The organism is Bradyrhizobium sp. NP1, from assembly GCF_030378205.1.
Classification (GTDB): domain Bacteria; phylum Pseudomonadota; class Alphaproteobacteria; order Rhizobiales; family Xanthobacteraceae; genus Bradyrhizobium.
The window spans coordinates 5,445,413-5,461,546 of sequence record NZ_CP127385.1 but is presented as its reverse complement, the minus strand read 5'-3'; the positions used below and the strand labels follow the sequence as shown (position 1 = coordinate 5,461,546).

The 16,134-nt window shown below is 66.5% G+C and carries 15 protein-coding genes; 9 read left to right on the top strand and 6 right to left on the bottom strand.

Going from position 1 to position 16,134, the window contains the following annotated elements:
• Positions 1 to 141: 141 nt before the first annotated feature.
• The 3 genes from murJ (at position 142) to QOU61_RS26515 (ending at position 4,648) form a co-directional block, all read left to right on the top strand.
• Positions 142 to 1,671 carry a murein biosynthesis integral membrane protein MurJ gene (gene murJ / locus QOU61_RS26525; protein ID WP_289654167.1) on the top strand — a complete coding sequence of 510 codons (1,530 nt, stop codon included), beginning with the start codon at positions 142 to 144 and terminating at the stop codon, positions 1,669 to 1,671.
• A gap of 96 nt (positions 1,672 to 1,767) precedes the next feature.
• Entirely contained in the window at positions 1,768 to 4,077 is a 2,310-nt protein-coding gene (locus QOU61_RS26520) for a xanthine dehydrogenase family protein molybdopterin-binding subunit (RefSeq protein WP_289654166.1), read from the top strand.
• Between the two features lie 121 nt (positions 4,078 to 4,198).
• A complete protein-coding gene (locus QOU61_RS26515) occupies positions 4,199 to 4,648 on the top strand; it encodes a cytochrome c (RefSeq protein WP_289654165.1) in 450 nt (149 codons plus the stop codon).
• A gap of 148 nt (positions 4,649 to 4,796) precedes the next feature.
• Here QOU61_RS26515 and QOU61_RS26510 read toward each other — a convergent pair whose 3' ends face one another.
• Positions 4,797 to 5,216: a CHRD domain-containing protein gene (locus tag QOU61_RS26510; protein ID WP_289654164.1), complete on the bottom strand. Its 420-nt coding sequence runs from the start codon at positions 5,214 to 5,216 to the stop codon at positions 4,797 to 4,799.
• 191 nt (positions 5,217 to 5,407) lie between these two features.
• Here QOU61_RS26510 and QOU61_RS26505 point away from each other — a divergent pair, with 191 nt between their 5' ends.
• Positions 5,408 to 6,328 carry a c-type cytochrome gene (locus QOU61_RS26505; RefSeq protein WP_289654163.1) on the top strand — a complete coding sequence of 307 codons (921 nt, stop codon included), beginning with the start codon at positions 5,408 to 5,410 and terminating at the stop codon, positions 6,326 to 6,328.
• Between the two features lie 20 nt (positions 6,329 to 6,348).
• Here QOU61_RS26505 and QOU61_RS26500 read toward each other — a convergent pair whose 3' ends face one another.
• The 3 genes from QOU61_RS26500 to QOU61_RS26490 all read right to left on the bottom strand — a co-directional run bounded on the left by QOU61_RS26500 (position 6,349) and on the right by QOU61_RS26490 (position 8,430).
• Entirely contained in the window at positions 6,349 to 7,293 is a 945-nt protein-coding gene (locus tag QOU61_RS26500; protein WP_289654162.1) for a DnaJ domain-containing protein, read from the bottom strand.
• A gap of 160 nt (positions 7,294 to 7,453) precedes the next feature.
• On the bottom strand, positions 7,454 to 7,783 hold the full coding sequence (locus tag QOU61_RS26495) for a hypothetical protein (RefSeq protein WP_289654161.1): 330 nt from the start codon (positions 7,781 to 7,783) through the stop codon (positions 7,454 to 7,456).
• A gap of 401 nt (positions 7,784 to 8,184) precedes the next feature.
• Complete coding sequence (locus QOU61_RS26490) at positions 8,185 to 8,430, bottom strand: Lrp/AsnC ligand binding domain-containing protein (RefSeq protein ID WP_289654160.1); 246 nt, start codon at positions 8,428 to 8,430, stop codon at positions 8,185 to 8,187.
• Positions 8,431 to 8,564: 134 nt separating this feature from the next.
• On the opposite strand from QOU61_RS26490, the gene thiD reads away from it, so the two are divergent.
• The 4 genes from thiD to QOU61_RS26470 all read left to right on the top strand — a co-directional run bounded on the left by thiD (position 8,565) and on the right by QOU61_RS26470 (position 12,587).
• Positions 8,565 to 9,365 carry a bifunctional hydroxymethylpyrimidine kinase/phosphomethylpyrimidine kinase gene (gene thiD / locus QOU61_RS26485; RefSeq protein ID WP_289654159.1) on the top strand — a complete coding sequence of 267 codons (801 nt, stop codon included), beginning with the start codon at positions 8,565 to 8,567 and terminating at the stop codon, positions 9,363 to 9,365.
• Between the two features lie 305 nt (positions 9,366 to 9,670).
• A complete protein-coding gene (locus QOU61_RS26480) occupies positions 9,671 to 10,486 on the top strand; it encodes a UDP-2,3-diacylglucosamine diphosphatase (RefSeq protein ID WP_289654158.1) in 816 nt (271 codons plus the stop codon).
• 9 nt (positions 10,487 to 10,495) lie between these two features.
• On the top strand, positions 10,496 to 11,545 hold the full coding sequence (locus QOU61_RS26475; protein ID WP_289654157.1) for a glycosyltransferase family 4 protein: 1,050 nt from the start codon (positions 10,496 to 10,498) through the stop codon (positions 11,543 to 11,545).
• A 52-nt stretch (positions 11,546 to 11,597) separates the two neighbouring features.
• Positions 11,598 to 12,587, top strand: a complete 990-nt coding sequence (locus QOU61_RS26470; RefSeq protein WP_289654156.1) for a threonine ammonia-lyase — start codon at positions 11,598 to 11,600, stop codon at positions 12,585 to 12,587.
• A gap of 135 nt (positions 12,588 to 12,722) precedes the next feature.
• Here the strand turns inward: QOU61_RS26470 and QOU61_RS26465 are convergent, their stop codons facing one another.
• Entirely contained in the window at positions 12,723 to 13,877 is a 1,155-nt protein-coding gene (locus QOU61_RS26465) for a hypothetical protein (protein ID WP_289654155.1), read from the bottom strand.
• A gap of 76 nt (positions 13,878 to 13,953) precedes the next feature.
• Between QOU61_RS26465 and QOU61_RS26460 the strand changes: the two genes are divergently transcribed.
• Entirely contained in the window at positions 13,954 to 15,153 is a 1,200-nt protein-coding gene (locus QOU61_RS26460; protein ID WP_289654154.1) for an MFS transporter, read from the top strand.
• On the opposite strand, the gene dgcA is transcribed toward QOU61_RS26460, so the two are convergent.
• Positions 15,123 to 16,118: an N-acetyl-D-Glu racemase DgcA gene (dgcA, locus tag QOU61_RS26455; protein WP_289654153.1), complete on the bottom strand. Its 996-nt coding sequence runs from the start codon at positions 16,116 to 16,118 to the stop codon at positions 15,123 to 15,125. The two genes, QOU61_RS26460 and dgcA, sit on opposite strands and share 31 nt — an antisense overlap.
• Between the last annotated feature and the right edge of the window lie 16 nt (positions 16,119 to 16,134).

Genomic DNA, 16,134 nt, shown 5'->3' with positions numbered 1-16,134 from the left:
TTTCGGCCGCTTTGAGTTGATGGTGTGCGCCGGAGCGCGATGGATGCCTTGAAGCGCCATCGCACTTTGGTTTTTTGCCGTGGCATGATCTATTCGGGACACGAACATCGATTTTTCCGGATCATGCTGTAGAAGCATCGCATGCTTGGGCGCATCTTTACCGTCGGCGGCTACACGCTGCTTTCGCGCATCACGGGACTCGCGCGCGACATCATGCTCGCCGCGATCCTGGGCGCAGGGCCGATCGCGGACGCGTTCCTGGTCGCCTGGCGGCTGCCCAACAATTTTCGCGCGATCTTCGCCGAGGGCGCGTTCAACACCGCCTTCATCCCGGCCTATGCCCATGTCCAGGGCGAGCGCGGCGAGGCCTCGGCAAGACTGTTCGCCGACCGCATCTTCACGCTGCTGTTCGTCTCGCAGCTGGTGCTGCTGGTCGCGGCCTGGGCCTTCATGCCGCAGGCCTTGCGGGTGCTCGCGCCGGGCTTCACCGACGACGCCGCGCAGCGGCAGCTTGCGGTCGAGCTGACGCGCATCACCTTTCCCTATCTGCTGCTGATCACGCTGGTCACGCTTTATGGCGGCATGCTCAACGTGATGCACCGCTTTGCCACCGCTGCGGCCGCCTCGATCTTCCTCAATCTCTCGATGATGGCGACGCTGGCGCTCGCCGCATTCTTCCCGACCGCCGGTCATGCCGCCGCCTGGGGCATCCTGATCTCCGGCTTCCTGCAATATTTCCTGCTTGCCGGCGATCTCGCCCGCCATGGCACGCTGCCGCGCTTTGCGCCGTTGCGGCTGGACGAGGACGTGCGCGCCTTCTTCCGCGCCATTGGACCGGCGACGCTGGGCTCGATGGGCACGCAGGTCGCGGTTTTCGCCGACACCATCATCGCGACCTTCCTGCCGGCCGGCGCGCTGTCGGCGCTCTATTATGCCGAGCGGCTCTACCAGTTGCCGATCGGCGTGATCGGGATCGCGATCGGCACCGTGCTGCTGCCGGAAATGTCGCGGCGCATCACCGCCAGCGATCACCTGGGAGCAGCAGTGGCGCAGCGGCGCGCCTTCGAATTCACCCTGCTTGCGACCGTGCCGTTCGTCGCGGCGTTCCTGGCGGTCCCCGATGCCATCGTGCGCGCGGTGTTCGTGCGCGGCGCCTATACCACCGCGGACGCGGCGGCCGCCGCGGCCACGCTTTCGGCCTATGCGATCGGCCTCATTCCGTTCGTGACGATCCGCAGCGCGGTTGCCGCCTTCTACGCGCGCAAGGATACCGCAACCCCGGTCAAGGCCTCGCTCACGGGCCTCGCCGTCAATGTCGCATTGAAGGTCCTGCTGATGGGCGCGCTCGCCCAGGTCGGGCTTGCGCTGGCGACCGCCGTCGGCGCCTGGATCAATCTCCTGCTCGTGCTGTTCTTCTCGGTGCGCTCGGGCTATCTCGAACTCGATCGGGGCTGGATGCGCTCGCTCGGGAAATTCGCGCTTGTCGGCATCATCCTCGCCGCCGTGCTTTGGCTCGCGGCACACCTGGCCGGCAGTTATTTCGCCTCGCTGGCGCGCTTCCGCGACGAGATGACGCTCGTCTTCCTGATCGCGGTAGGCGCCTTCACCTATGGCCTTTCCGTCCTCGTCCTGTTCGGCCGGGGATGGCTGTTCTCCCTGGTCCGCGGCTAGCGGTCCGCGACCGGCCGTCCCTCCCAGAAGCCGTTTGCGCTTCGCCGCAAACCGCTGCAATATAACGCAAAACCAAGAACGGTAATTGGAGACCCAATGGCTGCTCCCATCAAATTCGGCGTCGGTCAGAGCGTCCTTCGCAAGGAGGACGACGCGCTCATCCGCGGGCTCGGCCGCTACACCGACGATCACGCCACGCAGGCCTCGCTGCATGCGATGATGCTGCGCTCGCCGCACGCGCACGCGAAATACACCATCGACGTGAACCGCGCCCGGAGTCTTCCGGGCGTTTCGCTGATTCTCACCGCCGATGACGTCAAGGATCTCGGCGATCTGCCGTGCCTGTTCAACCTGGAGACCGATCCGTTCACGGGCCCGCCCTATCCGATCCTGGCGGCCGGCGAGGTGCGCCATGTCGGCGATGCCATCGCCTTCGTGGTCGCGGAAAGCGTCGACAAGGCCCGCGACGCCATCGAGGCGATCGAGGTCAACTGGACGTCGCTGCCGGCGGTGGTCGGGGTTGCGAACGCGGTGAAGAACGGTGCGCCGCAGGTCTGGACGCAGCATGCCGGCAATGTGCTGTTCGACGTCTCGATCGGCGACAAGAAAGCCGCGGAAGAGGCGTTCAAGAACGCGCATGCGGTCGCCGAAATCTCGATCGTCAATCCGCGCGTCGTGGCAAGCTTCATGGAGACGCGCGCCGCGATCTGCGAATATGACGCCAAGCGCGATCATCTGACGCTGACCGTCGGCAGCCAGGGCAGCCACCGGCTGCGCGACATCCTGTGCCAGAACATCCTGAAGATTCCGGTCGAGAAGATGCGGGTGATCTGCCCCGATGTCGGCGGCGGCTTCGGTACCAAGCTGTTTCCCTACCGTGAATATGCGCTGCTTGCTGTCGCCTCGCGCAAGCTGAAGAAGACCATCCGCTGGGCTGCGGACCGCACCGAGCATTTCGTCGGCGACGCGCAGGGCCGCGACAACGTCACGACCGCGCGCATGGCGCTGGCCGAGGACGGCCGGTTCCTGGGCATGGACGTCGATCTGCTCGGCGACATGGGCGCCTATCTCTCGACCTTCGGGCCCTACATTCCGCATGGCGGCGCCGGCATGCTGCCCGGCCTTTACGACATCCAGGCCTTTCACTGCCGCGTCCGCACCGTCTTCACCAACACGGTGCCGGTCGACGCCTATCGCGGTGCGGGGCGGCCGGAGGCCGCCTACGTCGTGGAACGGCTGGTCGATGCTGCTGCGCGAAAGCTCGGCATGACGCCGGACGCGATCCGGCGCAAGAACTTCATCCCGCCAAAGGCGCTGCCTTACAAGACCGCCACCGGCAAGGTCTACGACTCCGGCGATTTCGTCGCGCATATGAAGCGCGCGATGGAGGTCGCCGAATGGAAGGACTTTCCCAAGCGCGCCAAGGCCGCCAAGAAGCAGGGACTCGTGCGCGGCATCGGCATGGCCTGCTACGTCGAGGTCTGCGGCACCATGGGCGAGGAGACCGCCAACGTGCGGCTCGACCCCAACGGCGACGTCACCATCCTGATCGGGACGCAGTCGAGCGGGCAGGGACACCAGACCGCCTATGCCCAGCTCGTCGCCGAGCAGTTCGGGCTGCCGCCCGAGCGTGTCCATATCCATCAGGGCGATACCGACGAGATCGCAACCGGTCTCGGCACCGGCGGCTCCGCCTCGATTCCCACCGGCGGCGTCAGCGTCGAGCGCGCCACACGCGAGCTCGGCAAGCAGTTGAAGGAGATCGCGGCCGAGGCACTGGAAGCCGGCGTCGGCGACCTCGAGATCAGCAACGGCGTCATTCGCGTCGCCGGCACCGATCGTTCGATCGGCTTTGCCGACCTTGCCAAGCGTCCGGGCGCCGAGCCTTCGAAGCTCAACGCCAGCGCGACCTTCACCAGCGCCGACGGCACCTACCCGAACGGCACGCATCTCGCCGAGGTCGAGATCGATCCCGCGACCGGCATCATCAGGATTGTCAATTATGTGATCGTCGATGATTTCGGCGTGACGCTCAATCCGCTGCTGCTCGAGGGGCAGGTGCATGGCGGCGCCATGCAGGGCATCGGACAGGCGCTGATGGAGCAGGTGGTCTACAGCCCGGCCGATGGCCAGCTCGTCACCGGCACCTTCATGGACTATGCACTGCCACGCGCCGCCGACGGTCCGTCATTCCACTTCGAGACCCACAACGTGCCCTGCAAGACCAACCCGCTCGGCGTCAAGGGTGCGGGCGAGGCCGGCGCGATCGGCTCCTGTCCCGCGGTCGTCAATGCGATCGTCGACGGCCTGTGGCGCGAGTACAAGATCGAGCACATCGACATGCCGGCGACCGCCGAGCGCGTCTGGATCGCGATCCGCGAGCACCAGCGCCGGCATAGCCTCTGAGTCCTATTGTTTGCGGGAATAAAACGTCACAATCGGGTTTTAGATATCGACAAGCCGCGACCCCGCGAAGGCGGGATCGCGGTTTCGTTTGGAAACGCTGCTCAAGACGGAGAATTGGCCGATGAAGCGAATGGTTGTCGTTGCGGGAGCTGTATTGCTCGGTGGCGGGGCGGTGATGGCGCAACAGGATATCGCAGTTTTGCAGGATAATCTGATGCGCTCTCAGGGCAAGAGCATGTACAACGTGATGGCCAAGATGGTGAAGGGCGAAATCCCCTACGAGCAGGCCGCGGTCGACGCCGCGATTGTCGCGCTCGAGGCGGACGTGCCCAAGATCCCTACCACCTTCACCGTCAATCCCAAGCAAGACGTCGTCAACGCCACCTATGGAGCGTCACAGAAAATCTGGCAGAACAAGGCCGACTTCGATTCCAAGGTGCCGCCCGTCGTCAAGGCGATCGCCGACGTCAAGGGCAAGATCAAGGATGTCGCGAGCCTCAAGCTCGCATTCGACTCGATTCAGGCCAAGTGCACCGATTGCCACGAGACCTATCGCGTCAAGCTGAAGTGACGCGCCGCGCGCGCAGCGGCCGATCGCGCTGACCCGATCGCCGTTTGCAGGCAGCATGAAAAAGGGCGGACGCATCTGCGTCCGCCCTTTCCGTTTTGAGAAGCGATTGTGCTGTCTCGTCGCGTTGACTTCGTTACCTGGTCACACCTTACTTGGTCACCTGGCCGCGGATTTCGCCGCCGGGATTGGCCGCGGTGTGGAAGTTGATGTAGTACTTGCCCGCGACGAGATCGGCGGCCTGCGCGTCGGTCAAGGTGGCGCTGCCTTCGACCGGGCTTGTGCCGGGATTGGAGATCGGCACTGCAACGCCCGCGTTCTTGCCAGGCTCGCCCGGACCGTGGAAATGCGCTGCCGTCGCGGGGCCCGTCAGCCCGGAATAGGTGATCTTCCACGACAGCTTCTTGGAGGCGGGGTCGAAGTCGACGTCGGCAGTGCCGGTCGCGGCGCTGGTATTGGGCGGCACTTCGGATTTGGCATCGAGCGTCACCTTCATCTTGTCGGCGAATGCAGCGCCGGAATAGGCAACCGCTGCTCCGAGCGCCAGCGCAGCTAGCACAGTCCTGGTCATGTCGATCTCCCTGTTGACCTTAAATCATGGTGTGGGCGAAGGTCCCGATCTCACAACATTGGGTCTCCAAAATTATTCCCAAAAATTGCCCAATCTCAGCAAAATTTTTTGACCGGATGGTCGCTGGAGCCGTCACCCCGCACGCCGTTAAGCTAGCAACGTAGCTGCCCCGACACCACGACGGATCGCCAATGCTGCGACGAATTTCCTATGCTGCCGTACTGGGCCTCGCCGTCGGCCTTGGCGTCTATTGGTGGCTCACCGCGCCGCCGCAAGCGCTCGCGGTCACGGCGGCCGCCCGCGCGCCCGACGCCGCCAACGGGCAGGTCATCTTCAACGCCGGCGGCTGTTCCTCCTGCCATGCCGTGCCCAACCAGCCCGACCGCCTGCGGCTCGGAGGCGGTCTTGCGATACCTTCGCCGTTCGGCACCTTCTACGCGCCGAACATCTCGCCGGATCCGGCCGATGGCATAGGCAAGTGGAGCGAGGCGGAGTTCGTGAGGGCGGTGACCAAGGGCGTCTCGCCCGGAGGCGCGCATTACTTCCCGGCCTTTCCCTACACCTCCTATGAGCGCGTCAGGACCGACGATGTCCGCGACCTCTTCGCCTTCCTGAAGACGCTGCCACCGGTCGCGGGGCGGTCGCGCGCGCACGACCTGCCGTTTCCATTTAACATCCGCCGCAATGTCGGGATCTGGAAGCTGCTGTTCATGGACGACAAGCCGTTCGTGCCGAATCCTGCGCGCTCGGCGCAGTGGAATCGCGGCGCCTATCTCGTGAACGGGTTCGGCCATTGCGCGGAATGCCACAGTCCGCGCAACTTCCTTGGCGGCATCATCGCCTCGCAGCGTTTCGCCGGCGGCCCCAATCCGGAGGGCGAGGGCTGGGTGCCGAACATCACGCAAAAGGGTCTCGACGAGTGGAGCGAGAAGGACATCGCCTCGTTCCTGGAGACTGGGCAGATGCCCGACGGCGACAGCGCCGGCGGCTCGATGGTGCGCGTGATCAAGAATACGTCGCAACTGCCGGCAGACGACCGCGCGGCGATAGCGAATTATGTGAAGTCATTGCCGCCGGTGGAGGGCCCGCCGCGGCCGCCGAAGAAGCAATAGGGGAGGCAGCCGCGCCTGGATCAGCGGCGCCAAGGCTGCGCCTGGGCCGGCGCGTCGATGAAGCGGTCGCTCGCGGCGACCGTGAAGGCATTGCGGCTCTGCATCGGCGGCGTGAGCCGGCGAGGGGCCGGCACCGGCAGCGGCACTTTGGCGTGGCTCGTGCTTCCGATGCGCTTGGCGTGCGCCATGTCGGCATAGGCACGGTCGAAGTTGCGCATGCGATAGAGCACGATGCCGCGGTCGAGGTAAGCCTCGGCGGAGCGGGGATCGTGCTGGATCGCCAGGTCGAAATCGGCGAGCGCGCGGAACAGGTCGCCGCTGCGATAGGCGGCCATGCCGCGGGCGCGGTAGGACCGCGCATCGTTGGCGCGGAAATCCGCAAGCAGCTCGATATTGCGGATCGGCTCGGCGCCATCGGCGGGCCATGGCGCGCTGACGGTGATGATCTCGGCCGGCGCGACGGCCTCGGCGCGGGTGCCGGCCTCCTCCGGCACGATGGCATCCGTCCGCGCCGCGGCTGCCGGCACCTCGGTCTGCGCCGGCGGCGGCATGGCGACAAGCTCGGCCAGCACCGTGGCGGCGGCCCCGACAGCCCGCTCGGCGATTGCTGGCGTTTCCGACAGCCGTCCGAACAGCGTGTAGCCGCCGATAAGGATGGCGGAGATCACCGTTGCCGCAATGGTGCTGGAGGCGACCTTCTGGATCCTCTCATAGATCGCCGTGCGCGTCTGCCTGGAGCGGGATTCGAGCAGGGCCGCGGTCAGGAGCTGATCGTAGGCGGCCCGCTGCTCGGCGTCGCCGAGGATCTCGTGCGCGCGGACGAGCTGCCTGAACTTCAGCGGCGCGTCGGGATCATCGGGATTGGTGTCGGGATGGGTGGCCTTGGCGGCCTTGCGGAACGCGGCCCTTATCTCGTCGGCATCATCGCTCGGAAGCGCATCAAGCAACTCATACAAGGTCGTCATGGTCGTACTCGCGACTAATTACCCCCTCAGAAATCCCCCGCCGCGGAGTTCCGATTGACGATGGTATTAGGGTGTAAGGATTATCTGGGCTTGAGGATGGTCCCGATATGGCAAAAGCATGCCGGGTGCCACATTTGGTGAGACAGCCTCGCCATAGGCGTTAACGTTCCGCCACCACCGGGTGGGGCGGCACGCCATCGGATGGGGTCCCGGCGCTGGCCAGCGCCTCGGATTCGAGCCGGGCCCGCGCTGCGGCGTTGACCTCGCATCGCCGCACCGCCTGCAGCCGGTTGAGGCGCTCGCGCGCGACCTTTTCGGCGTGCCGATAGCATTGCCGCTCGTAGGCGAGCTTGAGCCGCGCAAACTCATCCGCATCGACGGTGCGGAAATCGGCTGCCTTGAATTCACAGTCCGGCGCCGGCTGGCGCGTCAGCAGGGCCGTCTCGGTCGGGCAAGGCGGCGGCGCGGGCTCCGCGCGGGCGGACAGCACAGGCTGCGGGTCCGCGCTGCGGGCGCAGCCCGCAAGCGCCAGGAGCAGGGCGCAAGCGGCCGCTCGTCGGCGGGTTCGCAGCACCCGATCGCCAAAGGGCATCGGGCCCGCGGTTGCCTCGCGCGCAGTCGCTGATCGGTCAACGGACAAATGGGCGGCCTCTCTTAGGCAGCACCCGTCGCGGCGCAAAATGGCGCGGCCACGGCGCTTGGCCCCCCAGCCAAACGCCGGCGATCATGCACCGAAACACTGAACCAAATGTAAATCACACTTCGCTGCTGCCCGAACAATGGCGGGAAAGCGGCGAGCGCGCGGCACGATGCTCAGGACGGCCGGTCCGATGCTGGCATTCGCTCCCCACTTCTGAAGGCACGTTTGCGAATGTCAGAATCGAAGGATCACTAGCTGGCGCCAAAGGCCTTGAAGGTGATGATGGTGTAGGTGTCCTGGATGCCGGGAAGCACCTGCACCTTCTCGTTGACGAAATGGCCGATGTCGGTGTCCTTGTCGACGTAGAACTTGACCAGGAGATCGTAGTTGCCCGCCGTGGAATAGATTTCAGACGCGATCTCGGCCTCGGCAAGCGCATTGGCCACCGTATAGGACTGGCCGAGCTTGCACTTGATCTGAACGAAGAAAGGAACCATCGCGATCGTCTCCGGGCCTCTGGTTCTGCCAATAGGCCAAATTTGCGGCAGCAAGGCAAGCGACCTTGCTGGTCGGCAGCCGGCGCGTTAGGAAACCCCATGGTCCCGCTCGCAGCAAACGCGAAAGCCCTGCCATGACCGTGCCCGCCGCGCTCACCATCGCCGGGTCGGACTCGTCGGGCGGCGCCGGAATCCAGGCCGATCTGAAGACCTTTGCCGCCTTTGGCGTCTACGGCGCATCGGTCATCACGGCGCTGACGGCGCAGAGCACGCAAGGTGTGGCGAGCATCCATCCGGTGCCGCCGGATTTCGTCACCGCGCAGATCGACGCCGTGTTCGGCGATCTCGCGATCGGAGCGGTCAAGATCGGCATGCTGGCAGGGCAGGCGACTGTCGTGGCCGTCGCCGACGGGCTGAAGCGGTGGTCGCCCAGGCATGTCGTGCTCGACACCGTCATGGTCGCCTCCTCAGGCGCACGCCTGCTGGCGACGGATGCCGTCGACGCGCTGCGCAGCCAACTCGTTCCGCTGGCCTCGCTGATCACACCCAATCTTCCCGAAGCGGCCGCGCTGCTCGACGAGTCCCTTGCCTCCGATCCCGCGGCGATCGAACGGCAGGGCCGGCGGCTTCTTGCATTGGGATGTTCGGCGGTGCTGATCAAGGGCGGCCATGGCGAAGGCAGCGAGAGCATCGACTATCTCTTCGATGGCAAGCGCACGCTCGCGCTTTCCGCGCCGCGCATCGCGACAAGAAACACCCATGGCACCGGCTGCGCGCTGTCGTCGGCGATCGCGGCGGGGCTTGCGAAAGGCGAGGCGATGGAGAGCGCGGTGCGCAACGCCAAGGACTGGATCAGCGGCGCGATCGCAGCCGCCGACCGCTTCTCCGTCGGCCGCGGCCGCGGGCCGGTCCATCACTTCCACAAGTTCTACTAGTGGTCCGACTCCAACGTTCGCATCCCGCTTTGAGAGGCATGTTTGCGAATGTTGGAATCAAGGAACCACTTTCAATTCTCGAAAAAACGCGGCGCCCTCGATGCGATGTGGCGGCGCATTGTGGATGGTCATGCAATGACGGGGATCGCGCGCGGCCTGTCGCCTGATTGTCGCGCAGCGCTGCTATTTGCCGCATGACGCGAACGGGGACTGATTCGCGCGCCTTCTGGATGAACGTTAACGGTTCCATCCGTGGCTTCAGTCGTCGTCATCGACCTGTCATGGGAATCTGTTAGGTGCCGCGCATGGGTGGTAGCGAAGCCTTGAGTGACGAAAGCCCGGAACGACGCTTTCGCACGTTGTTTATCTCCGACGTCCATCTCGGCGCCCGCGGCTCGCAAGCCGAAAAATTGCTGGACTTTCTCCGCATCCACGATGCCGACACCATCTATCTCGTCGGCGACATCGTCGACGGCTGGGCGCTGAAGTCGAACTGGTACTGGCCGCAATCGCACAACGACGTCGTGCAGAAGATGCTGCGCAAGGCGCGCAAGGGCGCGAAGCTGGTCTACGTTCCCGGCAATCACGACGAGTTCCTGCGCAACTATTACGGCACGCATTTCGGCGGCATCGACGTGGTGGAAAACACCGTCCACACCGGCGCCGATGGCAAGCGCTATCTGGTGATCCACGGCGACATCTTCGACCTCGTGGTGCAGAATGCGCGCTGGCTCGCCCATCTCGGCGACAAGGCCTACGACTTCGCGATCCAGGTCAACCGGTTCGTCAATTTCTTCCGCCGCATGTTCGGCGTGCCCTACTGGTCGCTGTCGCAATGGGCCAAGCTGAAGGTGAAGAACGCGGTCAACTATATCGGCGCGTTCGAGAAGACGCTGGCCAATGAGGCGCGGCGGCATGGCGCCGACGGCGTGATCTGCGGCCACATCCACTACGCGGTCATCCGCGACGAGCACGGCATCCGCTACATGAATTGCGGCGACTGGGTCGAGAGCTGCACCGCGCTTGCCGAGCACGAGGACGGTAGCTTCGAGATCATCACCTGGACCGACCCCGTGCCTCGCGTTGAGCCGCTGCCCCAGGTCGCGGCCCGTGCGGCGTAAGGCGCCCTGATGCGCATCCTGGTTGCGACCGATGCCTGGCATCCGCAAGTCAACGGCGTGGTCCGCACGCTCACCATGATGGCGGACACGGCGCGGCCACTCGGCGCCGAGGTCAGCTTCCTCACCCCGCAATCCTTCCGCACCTTCGGCATGCCGAGCTATCGCGATCTGCGTGTGGCGCTGCCGCGGCCGGCCAAGATCGCGCGGTTGATCGAGGACGCGCGGCCCGACAGCATCCATATCGCGACCGAGGGACCGATCGGGCTTCTGGTGCGGCGCTATTGCCGCAAGCACGGCTTTCCCTTCACCACGAGCTTCCATACCCGCTTTCCGGAATATGTCCGGGCGCGCGCGCCGATTCCGGAATCCCTGGTGTGGCGGGCGCTGCGCCGTTTCCACGCCCCGAGCCAGGCGGTGATGGCGGCGACGCCGGCCCTGGCTACCGAATTGCGCCAACGCGGCTTTGCCAATGTGGTGCTGTGGCCGCGCGGCGTCGACGTCACGCTGTTTCATCCGCGTGCGGTCGATCTCTGCCTGCCGGCCCCGATCTACCTCAGCGTGGGCCGCGTCGCCGTGGAGAAGAACCTCGAGGCGTTTCTCGATCTCGACCTGCCCGGCACCAAGGTGGTGGTGGGCGACGGCCCGGCGCGCGCCATGCTCGAGCAGAACTATCCGGAGGCGATCTTCCTCGGCGCGCTGCATGGCGAGGCGCTGGCGCAGGTCTATGCGGCGGCCGACGTCTTCGTGTTCCCGAGCAAGACCGACACGTTCGGCCTCGTGCTCCTGGAAGCACTCGCCAGTGGTCTGCCGGTTGCCGCTTTTCCAGTCACCGGCCCCCGCGACGTGATCGGAACCGAGCCGGTCGGGGTGCTGGACGATGATTTGCGCGAGGCGTGCCTTGCCGCGCTCGAAATCCGCCCGCAAGCCTGCGTCGATTTTGCCGCACGGCAAACCTGGGAGGTCTCGACCCGCGCCTTCATCGAGCATATGGCCGAGATCCACGAGCCCGACCCGAACGGCGTTGAATTCATCGCCCAGGAACCGCGCTTCGTCGCCTGACTTGCCGGGGGCGTGACTTGCCGGCCTGTCGCCCGGCGCGATACAAGCGGGTATGACCCAAACAGCCTCGCCTTTTCCAGTCACCCCATCCGACATCGATGCGGCGGCGCGCGTGCTGGCGCCGGTCGCAGTCAGAACGCCATTGTTGTCCTTTCCCGTCCTGAACGAACGGGTCGGCGCCAAGGTGTTTCTGAAGCCGGAAGTGCTGCAGCGGACCGGATCGTTCAAGTTTCGCGGCGCCTTCAACAAGCTGTCGTCGATCCCGCAGGAGAAGCGCAAGGGCGGCGTGGTCGCCTTCTCCTCCGGCAACCATGCGCAAGGCGTCGCCGCCGCCGCCAAGATCCTCGACATGCCCGCGACTATCGTGATGCCTTCCGACGCGCCGGCCTTGAAGCGCGAGCGCACCAAGGCCTATGGCGCCGAGGTCGTGCTCTACGACCGCGATCGCGAGGACCGCGAGGCCATCGCCCGCGATCTTGCACAGAAGCGCGGCGCCACCGTGGTGCCGCCCTATGACGATCCCTTCGTGATTGCAGGCCAGGGCACCGCAGGCCGCGAGATCGCCGAGGACATGGCCGCGCTCGGGCTTGCCCCCGACATCGTGATCGCGCCGGCTTCCGGTGGCGGCCTGATCGCGGGCGTTGCGACCGCGGTGAAGGCGCGTTTTCCCGGCGCCGCCGTGATCGTCGCGGAGCCCGAGAATTTCGACGACCATGCGCGCTCGCTGCGCGCCGGAGCGCGCGAGGCGCATCATGCCGCAGGCCGCACGATTTGCGACGCGCTGATGGCTGCGATGCCCGGCGAGATCACCTTTGCGATCAACAGCCGCTTGTTGTCCCAGGGCGTGACCGCATCCGACGCCGAGGTGGCGGCCGCGGTCGCCTTTGCCTTTCGCGAGTTGAAGCTGGTGGTCGAGCCCGGCGGGGCGGTCGGGCTCGCCGCCCTGCTTGCCGGCCGGATCGAGGCGCGCGGCAAGACCGTCGTCGTCGTGCTCTCCGGCGGCAACGTGGATGCCGATCTGTTTGCCAGGCTCGTCGCCTGAAATCGTCGTTCAAAGAGAGGGGCAGAGCATCGCTGCTCTGCCCCTTGTCGTTGCCGGCTGCAGGAATGCCCCGCGTGACGGAGACGGCGGGGAATGCGATTTGTCGTCAGAGGCTTGGCGGCGTCGCCGGAGCCTTTACGAGAAGAACGCGATCTTCTCGGCCTGGCTCATGCGCCGGATCGGCGCCAGCGGATCGTTCGCGGGCACGCTGGGGCTGCGCAGGATCCCGCTCGCGATGATGGTCGAGCCGAGCGACGGCGAGACCTCGGGCAGCGGCGTGACGGCTGCCGCGGCAACCGGCGCGGCCATCTCCGCAGGCGCTTCGGCGGCCGGTGCGAACAGTTCGACGATCGGCGGCTCGATTGTGGCTGCAGGGGCCGGCGGCTCGAACGACGTTGCCGGCGCCGGCTCCGCGAGCCGCTCGGCCGCGGGCGTGGTCGCGCGCTCCGGCACGTCGATGACGGGAGTTGCGGCCGGGGGCTCGGCGGCCGCCATTGGCTCGGGCATCGGCACATAGAACGCGTCGTCCGAATCGGGCGCCGCCATTTCCATCGCGACCAGGTCGAGCACCGCCTCGTCGTCGGCATGCGCTGCCGCGCCGTTCGCGCTCTCCATCTCTGGCGAGGCGGCCGGCCCGGCCATGTTTTGCTCGGCTTCGAACACGGCTTGCTCAGCGGCTTCAAGCATTGCAGGCGAGGGGGCGCGCGCCGCGGGCGCAGCCGCGTTCTCGCTCGTCTCCGCCATGCCGTCCGCTTCGGCGAACTCTGCGACCCTCGCCCTGATCAAATCAAAGGCGGCAGCGAGCGCCGCACGCGGGTCGGCCGAGGAAAGCTGGGCGCTGCCGGCCTCGATGGCTGCGACCTGGGCATCCAGGATGTCGCAGATCCGGCCGTCGGCGCCGATCTCGCGCCAGCGCCAGGAAATCTCCTTCAGGATGCGGGCGCCTTTTCGGATCGGCGCCAGATGCTCCTCGAGCCGCAGGTCGTCGAACGCGTCGACCGCCGCCGCATTCGCCCGCGCAACTGTACCGCCGATCGCCGCCAGCGCCTCGGCGAGCCTGTCGTCGGCAGGCTCCGCCTGCCGCTGCGACGCCAAAGCTTCCTCGATCCGGGCCACCGCGTCGAGCACCATGGTGGTGTCGGCGTTGCGGTTGCGCTTGGCGTATTCGCCGAGAAACCAGCGGCCGCGCGAGGTCTCCATGAACGCCTCGCGGATAGCGTCGTAGTCGGCCTCGCTCGGCTGGGCCGCGCGGGCTGATATCGGCGATAGGGCGAAAGCTTCCTCGGCCATGGCAAACTCTTGCGCGCAAATCACCGCGCGTTGAGCTAACGATCATCATGTTATTGGCCGAATCGCAATTGAATTGATGAGACGCGAATCACAAATCCCCATCGCTTCGAAGACGCAGGCCAGGCGATTCGCGACGCGGCTCGCGGTATTCTACGCTACCCTGTTCGGCACGACCGGCGCCCACCTGCCGTTTTTCACGGTCTGGCTCAAGGCGATCGGGCTCGACGCGTTCTGGATCGGGCTGGTCACCGCGGTGCCGCCGGTGACGCGATTCACGGTGCTGCCCTTGGTGACCGGCCTGGCGGAAACCCGCCAGGCGGTGCGCGGCGCGATCAGGATCACGGCCTTTGCCACCGCGCTCGGTTTCGTCGCGATCGGCACACTCTACCAGCCGCTCGCGGTACTGCTGGTCTACGCCGTGATGTGCTGCCTGTGGACGCCACTGGTGCCGCTCACCGACGCCTATGCGCTGCGCGGCGTGCGGCGCTACGGGCTCAATTACGGGCCGCTGCGGCTGTGGGGCTCGGCGGCCTTCGTCGTCGGCGCGCTGGTCTGCGGGGGGCTGGTCGACGCGATCGCCCCAAGGCACCTGATCTGGGTGATCGCTTCGGTCGCGGGACTTTGCGCGCTGGCGAGCCTCGCGCTGGCCCCGCTCGCCGGCGCCAAGGCCCCTGATGGGGCGCAGCATGGCGCGCGGGCCTTGTTGCGCGACAGGGGGTTCGTCGCGATCATCGCGACCTCCGCCCTCGTCCAGGGCAGCCACTCGGCCTATTACGTCTTTGCCTCCATTGTCTGGCAGCAGGCGGGATATGGCGGGCTCACCATCGCCGGCTTGTGGACGCTTGGCGTGCTCGCCGAGATCGTTCTGTTTGCGCTCTCGCCGCGCTTCACGCTGCAGCCGGCGACGCTGGTCGTGATCGCGGCGCTCGCGGCGGCCGTGCGCTGGGTGCTGACCGCGCTCAACCCGCCGATCGCGTTGCTCGCCGTGGTGCAGCTCGCGCATGGCCTGAGCTTCGGGCTGACCCAGGTCGGCACCATGGGGTTGATGGTGCAGCGCGTGCCCGGCCATGTGATGGCGCGCGGGCAGGGTTACCTCGTCGCCTGCAGCGGCATCGTCGCCGGCTGCGCCTCGATCGTCTCCGGCGCGGTCTATCAGCGCTATGGACAGGGCGTCTATTGCCTGATGGCGGCAATGGCGCTTGCCGGCGCGATCGTCATGGCGGTGGCGCGGCGGGGCCTCGCGCATCAGCCCCAGAGCGCGGCCGCCGGCGGATAGACCAGGCTATCCTCATAGCGCAGGCCGTCGTCGCGATCGCGGGCGAGCAGCAGCGGGCCGTCGAGGTCGACGAAGCGCGCCTGCGGCGTGAGCAGCATGGCGGGCGCCATGGCGAGCGAGGTCGCGACCATGCAGCCGACCATGATGTCGAAACCGAGCGCTTTCGCCGCATCCGCCATGGCGAGCGCCTCGGTCAGGCCGCCGGTCTTGTCGAGCTTGATGTTGACCGCATCGTAGCGGTCGCGCAGGGCCGCAAGCGAGGTGCGGTCATGCACGCTCTCATCCGCGCAGACCGGGACCGGCCTCCGGATCTCGGCAAGCAGGCCGTCCTGGCCGGCCGGCAGCGGCTGCTCCACCAGCGTGACGCCGGCTTCCGCGCAGGCCGCGAGGTTTTCCGCGAGATTGGCCGGTGTCCAGGCCTCATTGGCGTCAACGATCAATTCGCAGCGAGGCGCGGCCTTGCGCACCGCGGCGAGGCGGGCGCCATCGCCGTCGCCGCCGAGCTTCACTTTCAGGAGAGCGCGGTGCGCCGCCCCGGCGGCCGCTTCCGCCATGGTCTCCGGCGAGCCGAGCGAGATCGTGTAAGCGGTCACGCAAGGGCGTGGCTCGGATCGGCCGAGCAGGTTCCAGGCATGCCGGCCGGTCCGCTTGGCCTCCAGATCGATGAGTGCACAATCGAGCGCGTTGCGGGCGGCCCCCGGCGGCATGGCGGCCTGCAAGCCGTGCCGGGTGAGGCCCTGGGCGAGGCGTTCGCGCATCGCCTCAAGTGCGGCAAGCGCCGCCTCGGGCGTCTCGCCATAGCGCGGATAGGGCACGCATTCGCCGCGGCCGCTGTTGTTCCCCTGGCTTACTTCGGCCACAACCGTGACGGCTTCGGTCTTGGCGCCGCGGCTGATCGTGAACGCGCCTTTGATCGGCCAGCGCTCGATTCGCAACCGAAGCATTGGAAGTTCGCTGGAAGTCATTTTAATATCTGGCAAA

Excerpts from the sequence above, each read along its gene's own strand:
- murJ (WP_289654167.1), top strand. The coding sequence starts at position 142 with ATGCTTGGGCGCATCTTTACCGTCGGCGGCTACACGCTGCTTTCGCGC.
- QOU61_RS26520 (WP_289654166.1), top strand. The coding sequence starts at position 1,768 with ATGGCTGCTCCCATCAAATTCGGCGTCGGTCAGAGCGTCCTTCGCAAG.
- QOU61_RS26515 (WP_289654165.1), top strand. The coding sequence starts at position 4,199 with ATGAAGCGAATGGTTGTCGTTGCGGGAGCTGTATTGCTCGGTGGCGGG.
- QOU61_RS26510 (WP_289654164.1), bottom strand. The coding sequence starts at position 5,216 with ATGACCAGGACTGTGCTAGCTGCGCTGGCGCTCGGAGCAGCGGTTGCC.
- QOU61_RS26505 (WP_289654163.1), top strand. The coding sequence starts at position 5,408 with ATGCTGCGACGAATTTCCTATGCTGCCGTACTGGGCCTCGCCGTCGGC.
- QOU61_RS26500 (WP_289654162.1), bottom strand. The coding sequence starts at position 7,293 with ATGACGACCTTGTATGAGTTGCTTGATGCGCTTCCGAGCGATGATGCC.
- QOU61_RS26490 (WP_289654160.1), bottom strand. The coding sequence starts at position 8,430 with ATGGTTCCTTTCTTCGTTCAGATCAAGTGCAAGCTCGGCCAGTCCTAT.
- thiD (WP_289654159.1), top strand. The coding sequence starts at position 8,565 with ATGACCGTGCCCGCCGCGCTCACCATCGCCGGGTCGGACTCGTCGGGC.
- QOU61_RS26480 (WP_289654158.1), top strand. The coding sequence starts at position 9,671 with ATGGGTGGTAGCGAAGCCTTGAGTGACGAAAGCCCGGAACGACGCTTT.
- QOU61_RS26475 (WP_289654157.1), top strand. The coding sequence starts at position 10,496 with ATGCGCATCCTGGTTGCGACCGATGCCTGGCATCCGCAAGTCAACGGC.
- QOU61_RS26470 (WP_289654156.1), top strand. The coding sequence starts at position 11,598 with ATGACCCAAACAGCCTCGCCTTTTCCAGTCACCCCATCCGACATCGAT.
- QOU61_RS26465 (WP_289654155.1), bottom strand. The coding sequence starts at position 13,877 with ATGGCCGAGGAAGCTTTCGCCCTATCGCCGATATCAGCCCGCGCGGCC.
- QOU61_RS26460 (WP_289654154.1), top strand. The coding sequence starts at position 13,954 with ATGAGACGCGAATCACAAATCCCCATCGCTTCGAAGACGCAGGCCAGG.
- dgcA (WP_289654153.1), bottom strand. The coding sequence starts at position 16,118 with ATGACTTCCAGCGAACTTCCAATGCTTCGGTTGCGAATCGAGCGCTGG.